This is a genomic window from Sphingomonas sp., assembly GCF_025353885.1.
Taxonomy (GTDB): domain Bacteria; phylum Pseudomonadota; class Alphaproteobacteria; order Sphingomonadales; family Sphingomonadaceae; genus Sphingomonas_O.
This window is the reverse complement of sequence record NZ_JANXNX010000080.1, coordinates 1-6,891: the sequence shown is the minus strand read 5'-3', so window position 1 is coordinate 6,891 and position 6,891 is coordinate 1. Positions and strand designations below refer to the sequence as shown.

Here is a 6,891-nt window from a genome sequence, read left to right as displayed (position 1 = left end):
GCGATCGAGATGAAGCCCTTGATCTCGGGGCGGCGCATCAGCAACTGCATGCCGATCCACGCCCCGAAGCTGAAACCTGCGATCCAGGTCGTCTGCGCTTCGGGATGGATCGACTGCACCCAGTCCAGCGCAGATGCGGCGTCGGACAATTCGCCGATGCCGTTGTCGAATACGCCCTGCGACTTGCCCACGCCGCGAAAATTGAACCGCAACGTGGCAAAACCGCGTCGCACGAACGTCTGGTACAGCGACTGGACGATGCGATTGTTCATCGTGCCGCCCGCCTGCGGGTGGGGATGCAGGATCATGGCGACAGGGGCACGCGGCCGCGGACCCGGATTGAAACGACCTTCGAGGCGACCTTCGGGGCCGGGGAAAATTACTTCGGGCATGGGCACTTTCGAAAACGAGGCATGGAAATGCGGCGGACACGAATGTCGCGCATTGCAGACGCGCGCTATATAGCTAGGGGGGTCGCAAGAGCAATGATTTCGAACTGAAGGGCGTGCATGGCCGAACGGCTCTACCTCGATCACGCGGCGACGACGCCCGTAACCGGATCGGCCCGCTCCGCCTTTGCCGATGGTTTGACGCGCTGGGCCAACCCGTCGTCGCCGCATGCAGAAGGGCGCGCGGCCCGGGCGGCGCTGGAGGATGCCCGCGCGCGAATCGCCGCCGCACTCGAATGGGACGGCGAGCTGATCTTTACCAGCGGGGCCAGCGAGGCGCTGGCGATCGCGCTGCTCCGCACTCACAGCGATGCCGTGCTGGTCAGCTCGGTCGAACATGACGCCGTCCACCGCGTCGCGCCCGACGCCTATATGGTGCCGGTCGTCAGCGACGGCACCGTTGCCCATGATGCGCTAGCCGGGCGGCTCGGGGCATTGGGTGCGCGCAATCCGGTGGTCACGATCCAGACGGCCAACAACGAAACCGGCGTGTTGCAACCGTTGGGGCTGCTCGGCGGGATCGTGCGCAGCGCCAACGGGCTGCTGCTGGCCGACGCCTCGCAGACCGCGGGCAAGCTGCCGCTGCCCGATGCCGACCTGATCGCGGTGTCGGCGCACAAGCTGGGCGGGCCACCCGGTATCGGTGCCTTGCTGGTGCGCGATTTCGGGATGCTGCAACCCAGCGGCGGGCAAGAGCGCGGTTATCGGTCGGGCACCGAAAACCTGCCCGCGGCGCTTGCCTTTGCCGCCGCTGTGGAAACCAAGCGCGGGTGGCTCGACCGGGCCACTGACCTGCGCGCGCATCTGGATGGGGCGATCGAGGCCGCCGGGGGGCAGGTCGTGGCCAAGGCAACCCCGCGCCTCGCCACCATCGCCAGCTACCGCATGCCCGGGATCGCATCGTCGGCGCAACTGATCCAGTTCGACATGGCGGGCATCGCGGTTTCGGCGGGCAGCGCCTGTTCGTCTGGGAGTCTGCGACCAAGCCACGTCCTGGCCGCGATGGGCTGGGGGGAAACTGCCGCATCCGAGGTCATCCGGGTCAGCTTTGGGCCAGAGACGAGCCGCGCCGACATCTATCGCTTCATCGAACAATGGCGGCGGATCGCGGGCAGTGGCAAATGATCTACCTCGACTATCAGGCGACGACCCCGCTCGCGCTTGAGGTCCATGACGCGATGGCGCACTGGCTGTCACCTGCGGGTTCGGCCAATCCCCACTCTGCCCATGTCTCCGGTCGCGGCGCCCGCGCCGCCGTCGAGGTGGCCCGCGAACAGGTCTCCGCGCTGCTGCCCCCCGGTGGCAAGCTGTGGTTTACCAGCGGCGCAACCGAGGCTGCCAACTGGGCGCTGAGGGGCGTCGGGCAGGGCGGCATCGTCACGCTGCCCACCGAACACGCCTGCGTCCGGGATACGGCATTGTGGCTCGGCCAGCGCGGCCATGACGTCGCTTTTCTGCCGGTGGACACCGACGGCCTCGTCACCACCACCGCCATCCCGGACGGCACGCGCATCGTCGCCGCCATGCTGGTCAACAACGAGATTGGCGTTGTCCAGCCTATCGCCGACCTTGCCGACGCCGCGCATAGGGCGGGGGCATTGTTCTTTTGCGACGCCGTGCAGGGTCTTGGCCGGGTCGCCATTCCCGCCGCTTGCGATCTCATCGCGATCAGCGCGCACAAGATCTATGGTCCCAAAGGCATCGGTGCGCTGTGGGTCCGCGACGGGCTCGACCTCGAACCGCTGATGCTCGGCGGCGGGCAAGAAGGGGGCGTGCGATCAGGCACGGTGTCGCCCGCTCTGTGCGCCGGTTTCGGAGCCGCCGCCGCGTTGATGGCGACCGACGATCACACCCATGTCGAACGTCTCTGGACCCGTGCGCTGGCCCAGCTTCCCGACTGGCAGGTCAACGGCGCTCGCGATCGGCGCTACCACGGCAATCTCAATGTCCGGCGCGACGGTCTCGACGCCGCACGCCTGATCTCCGACGTGCGCTCGGTCGCCTTCTCCGCCGGCTCGGCCTGTGCGAGCGGATCGGGCCGCCCCAGCCATGTCCTGACGGCGATCGGCCTGACCGACGCGCAGGCGCGCTCCAGCATCCGCCTCGGCTTCGGTCGGGGCACCACGGCGGCCGACATCGACGAAGCCCTGTCGCTCATCACTGCCGCCACCGACCGGCAACGCCCATGATCCGCGTCCGGTTCATCTCGGCGGATGGCGAGACCATCCACGACCTGGCCGCGCAGGACGGCGACCGCCTGCTCGACGTCGGGCAAGCCGATGGTCAGCCGCTAGAGGGCACGTGCGAAGGCCAGATGGCGTGTTCGACCTGTCATGTGATCGTCGACGCCGCCGACTTCGCGCGCCTCGACCCCGCCACCGAGATGGAGGAGGACATGCTCGACCTGGCCGCCCACGCCACGCGCACGAGTCGGCTGAGCTGCCAGATTTTCCTCGATCGCTCGCTCGATGGGCTGACCGTTCGCATTCCGTCCGAAAGCCGCAACATGCAGGGGCGTTGAATTCCCCTTGGCTTTTCGCCATATGCGCTTGCGAAAGTCGGGCGGACGGTGCTCTCGCCAACCTGGTCAGGTCCGGAAGGAAGCAGCCACAACGAATTCGCAACGGGTCGTCCGGCTTTCACCGCACGTTGCCACGGCGCTCTTAACCGCTAGACCCGTCAAATGTCCTCGACCCAACCCTATCGCGTCCTTGCCCGCAAATACCGTCCACAAACCTTCGCTGAATTGATCGGCCAGGATGCGATGGTGACGACGCTGGGCAACGCGATCAAGCGCGACCGCCTTGCCCACGCATTCCTGCTGACCGGCGTGCGCGGGGTCGGCAAGACCTCGACCGCACGCCTGATTGCCAAGGCGCTCAACTGCATCGGTCCCGACGGCACCGGCGGCCCCACCATCGCCCCCTGCGGCACCTGCGAACCCTGCGTCGCCATTGCGGAGGGGCGGCACATCGACGTAATCGAAATGGATGCCGCATCCAACACCGGCGTCGATGACGTGCGCGAGATCATCGACGGGGTCCGCTACGCCTCGGTCTCCGCGCGGTACAAAGTCTATATCGTCGACGAAGTGCACATGCTGTCAAAGAACGCCTTTAACGCGCTGCTGAAGACATTGGAGGAACCGCCTCCGCACGTTAAGTTTCTGTTCGCCACGACCGAGGTCAACAAGGTGCCGGTGACGGTCCTGTCGCGGTGCCAGCGGTTCGACCTGCGGCGGATTCCGTCCGACCTGCTTGGTGCGCATTTCGCGATGATCTGCGACCTGGAAAAGGTCGAGGCCGAACCGGAAGCACTCGCCCTCATCGCCCGCGCCGCTGAAGGATCGGTCCGCGACGGGCTGTCGATCCTCGACCAGGCGATCGCCCATGCCGACCTGGATACCGACAATTCGGGCGCCGGCGGCATGGTCACCGCCGTCCAGCTCCGTGACATGCTCGGACTGTCCGATCGCGGGGCGTTGCGGCGACTGTTCGGGCTGGTTCTGACCGGCGACGGGCCGGGCGTATTGGCCGCGCTTGCGGAACAGCACAACCTGGGGGTCGATCCGACGGCAGTGCTGCGCGGGCTGCTCGAGATCGTCCATGCCACGACGATTCAGAAGGTCGGCGCGCCCAACGATCCCGCGCAATCCGCCGAGGAACGCAACGCGCTCAAGGAATGGGCAACCGGCCTCAGCTTTGCGCTGCTCCACCGCCTCTGGCAGCTTTTGCTAAAGGGTCATGACGAGGTTGCCCGCGCCACCGATCCCCGCGAAGCTGCCGATATGGCGCTGCTCCGTGTCGTCCACGCCAGCACTTTGCCCGACCCCGCCGACCTTGCCCGCAAGCTGGAAAGCGGCGTTGCCCTGTCATCGCCGCAACCAACGACGCCAGCGGCCCCCGTCTTGCCACAGACATTCGAAGCGCTGATCCAGATCGTTGAAAAAGCCGGAAAGTTTCTGATCGCCCAGCGTTTGCGTGATGAAGTCGGACTGATCCGCTATGCCCCGCCCGAACTTGCCATTCGCCCCAATCGCCCATTCGACACCCGCGAACTCGGGCAGGTCTTGAAGGAAGCGACCGGCATCATATGGCAAGTTGCGACCGAGGATTCGCCCGCCCAACCGACGATCCGCGAACAGGAACTGGCGACCGAGACGGCCACGCGTGAGGCCGTGCTCGCGCAACCGGTCGTGCGCGCGGCATTCGAACACTTTCCCGACGCCGAACTGATCGGCTGGTCTGAACAACGGAGTGCAACCCCATGACTTCAATTGACGATATCCTGAAGATGGCCGCCAACGTGCAAGAGGAAATGGCCAAAGCCCAGGCCAGCCTCGACACGATGGAGGTTGAAGGCGTTTCGGGCGGTGGGCTCGTAAAGATCAAGGCCACCGCAAAAGGCCGCATCACAGGCGTGGACATCGACGAGACGCTGCTGTCACCAACCGAAAAGACAATGCTGGAAGACCTGATCGCCGCCGCACTTAACGATGCCCGCGCAAAGGCCGACGCGGTGTCGAATACTCAGATGCAGAAGATGACCGCAGGAATGCAGTTGCCCCCGGGCTTTCAGTTGCCGAGCTGATTGCGCCCTTTCCCCGTCGCCCCGCCAAAGCCCGTCACCCCGGCGCAGGCCGGGGCCTATATGGCTGTCGGGTCGGGAGCCCATCTTTCAGACGCCCGTATAGGCCCCGGCCTGCGCCGGGGTGACGGAAAGTGAGTGCCAACCCTATCCCAGACACCCATCCATATCCTCGCGCCGCACGACCCCGGCCCGTGCCGCAATCGCGCCGCCGTATCGCCGCGTATACCCCGCCGGCACGCTCGCCTCACGCTTCTTTGGCAGGGGCAGCACGGCGATGATCCGCGCCGCTTCGTTCGGTGTCATCCGGCTGGCGTCATGGTGAAAATACCGCTGGCTGCCGGCATTGACGCCATAGGTCCCGATCCCGGTCTCGGCGATGTTGAGATAGACCTCCATGATACGCGGCTTGCCCCATAATTGCTCGATCAGGACGGTGAACCATGCCTCTAGCCCTTTTCGGAAAAATCCGCCGCCCTGCCACAGGAATGCATTCTTGGCGGTTTGCTGGCTGATCGTCGATCCGCCACGAATATGTTTTCCGCCCCGTGCGTTGCGTTTCCAGGCCGCCTCGATAGCGCTCCGGTCAAAACCGTTGTGCGTGCAGAATTTTGCATCTTCGCCCGCAATCGCCGCGCGCGCCACCGTTCGATCCATCTGCGATAGCGGCATCCAGTCTTTGGTGATCGAATGGCCGCCCGCCAGGTCACCCAGCATCGTGATTGTCACCGGCGGCGGCACAAAGCGATACGCGAGTACCCAGATCACCGAAACCGCGACGAACCACAGGATCGCCCGACCAATCAGCCACCCAATGCGATAAACACCGTTGCGCGAACCAGGGGCGCGTCGGAAACCGCTTGCACGTCGTCGTGTTTTTGCCATGACGGTGCCGATAAATGGTTGCTGCCCGCCCCGCAATCACGCGCGTCAGATTAGGATATGAATATGCTCCACACATTTTCCCGACCCGGCTTCCAGCGGACCATGATCGCCCTTGCCGGGGCCGCGGGCCTGGCGTTGGTGGCGACGTCCGCGCAGGCCGAACCCGAACTTCGCGACTTCTGCGCCGATCGTCCGGGGCTGAATACGCCGCCGTGCACCGTCGATCCGGGTCATGTGGTGGTCGAAGTCGGACTTGGCGACTGGACCCTCGACCGCCAGCCCGATGCCCGAACCGACACCATCATCGCCGGTGACCTGCTGGTCCGCTATGGCCTCGACGCCACGACCGAAATCCAGTTGGGCTGGACGTCCTACGGCCACGTCCGCGTCCGCGACAATGCCACCGGGGCCATTTCAAAAGTCGCCCGGACCGGCGATGTCTTGCTCAGCGTTCGCAAATCGCTTGCCGGACCTGATGGCAAGGTCGCGATCCAGCCCTTCGTCACCGTGCCCGTAGGGCACACGCCGGTCGGCGCGGGCGATTGGGGGGCAGGGGTGCTGCTGCCCATCGGCTTCGACCTCGTGAAGGGTATCCAGATCGCCTTCACTCCCGAAGTCGATGCTGCGGTCGATAGCGATGGCTCGGGCCGCCACCTTGCCTATGGCAGCGTCGCGGGGCTGACCGAAGCGCTGACGAAAAAGATCAACCTGACCGAGGAAATCTCGGCCACTCGCGACGAAGATCCCTCGGGCCACACGACGCAGGCGCTGGCCTCGCTCTCGCTTGCCTATCAACCGGGTAAGAACAGCCAGTTCGATGTGGGAACCGTCCTCGGGCTGAACCGCAACAGCCCCGATGTCGAAGTCTATTTCGGCGTCGCGCGCCGGTTCTGAGGGTGCGCTCCTAAATCCTCTCCGGAACGGGGAGGATTTTGGGGAATGGACCCTTCCAAAATCCGTCACCCCGGCG

8 protein-coding genes and 1 other RNA gene are annotated in these 6,891 nt (G+C 65.3%); 7 read left to right on the top strand and 2 right to left on the bottom strand.

Annotated elements, in window-relative coordinates; all coding sequences use genetic code 11:
* A partial coding sequence (locus Q0R02_RS08530) for an alpha/beta fold hydrolase (protein WP_293882404.1) occupies positions 1-392 on the bottom strand: 392 nt, incomplete at its 3' end.
* Between the two features lie 117 nt (positions 393-509).
* Here Q0R02_RS08530 and Q0R02_RS08525 point away from each other — a divergent pair.
* The 6 genes from Q0R02_RS08525 to Q0R02_RS08500 all read left to right on the top strand — a co-directional run bounded on the left by Q0R02_RS08525 (position 510) and on the right by Q0R02_RS08500 (position 5,039).
* Positions 510-1,574, top strand: a complete 1,065-nt coding sequence (locus Q0R02_RS08525; RefSeq protein WP_293882403.1) for an aminotransferase class V-fold PLP-dependent enzyme — start codon at positions 510-512, stop codon at positions 1,572-1,574.
* On the top strand, positions 1,571-2,638 hold the full coding sequence (locus Q0R02_RS08520; protein WP_293882402.1) for a cysteine desulfurase family protein: 1,068 nt from the start codon (positions 1,571-1,573) through the stop codon (positions 2,636-2,638). Before Q0R02_RS08525 ends, Q0R02_RS08520 begins: the two co-directional genes overlap by 4 nt.
* Positions 2,635-2,970 (top strand): 2Fe-2S iron-sulfur cluster-binding protein, encoded by a 336-nt coding sequence (locus Q0R02_RS08515; RefSeq protein ID WP_293882401.1) that lies wholly within the window; start codon positions 2,635-2,637, stop codon positions 2,968-2,970. The genes Q0R02_RS08520 and Q0R02_RS08515 overlap by 4 nt, the downstream gene beginning before the upstream one ends.
* A gap of 29 nt (positions 2,971-2,999) precedes the next feature.
* Positions 3,000-3,096, top strand: an RNA gene (gene ffs, locus Q0R02_RS08510) — signal recognition particle sRNA small type.
* A gap of 36 nt (positions 3,097-3,132) precedes the next feature.
* Positions 3,133-4,719, top strand: coding sequence for a DNA polymerase III subunit gamma/tau (locus Q0R02_RS08505; RefSeq protein ID WP_293882400.1), 1,587 nt, complete (start codon positions 3,133-3,135; stop codon positions 4,717-4,719).
* Positions 4,716-5,039: a YbaB/EbfC family nucleoid-associated protein gene (locus Q0R02_RS08500; protein ID WP_293882399.1), complete on the top strand. Its 324-nt coding sequence runs from the start codon at positions 4,716-4,718 to the stop codon at positions 5,037-5,039. The genes Q0R02_RS08505 and Q0R02_RS08500 overlap by 4 nt, the downstream gene beginning before the upstream one ends.
* 144 nt (positions 5,040-5,183) lie before the next feature.
* Here the strand turns inward: Q0R02_RS08500 and mtgA are convergent, their stop codons facing one another.
* Positions 5,184-5,921 (bottom strand): monofunctional biosynthetic peptidoglycan transglycosylase, encoded by a 738-nt coding sequence (gene mtgA / locus Q0R02_RS08495; RefSeq protein ID WP_293882398.1) that lies wholly within the window; start codon positions 5,919-5,921, stop codon positions 5,184-5,186.
* 63 nt (positions 5,922-5,984) lie between these two features.
* Between mtgA and Q0R02_RS08490 the strand changes: the two genes are divergently transcribed.
* The gene (locus Q0R02_RS08490; protein ID WP_293882397.1) at positions 5,985-6,815 is read left to right on the top strand and encodes a transporter; all 831 of its coding nucleotides are present in this window, start codon (positions 5,985-5,987) and stop codon (positions 6,813-6,815) included.
* Positions 6,816-6,891 lie beyond the last annotated feature (76 nt).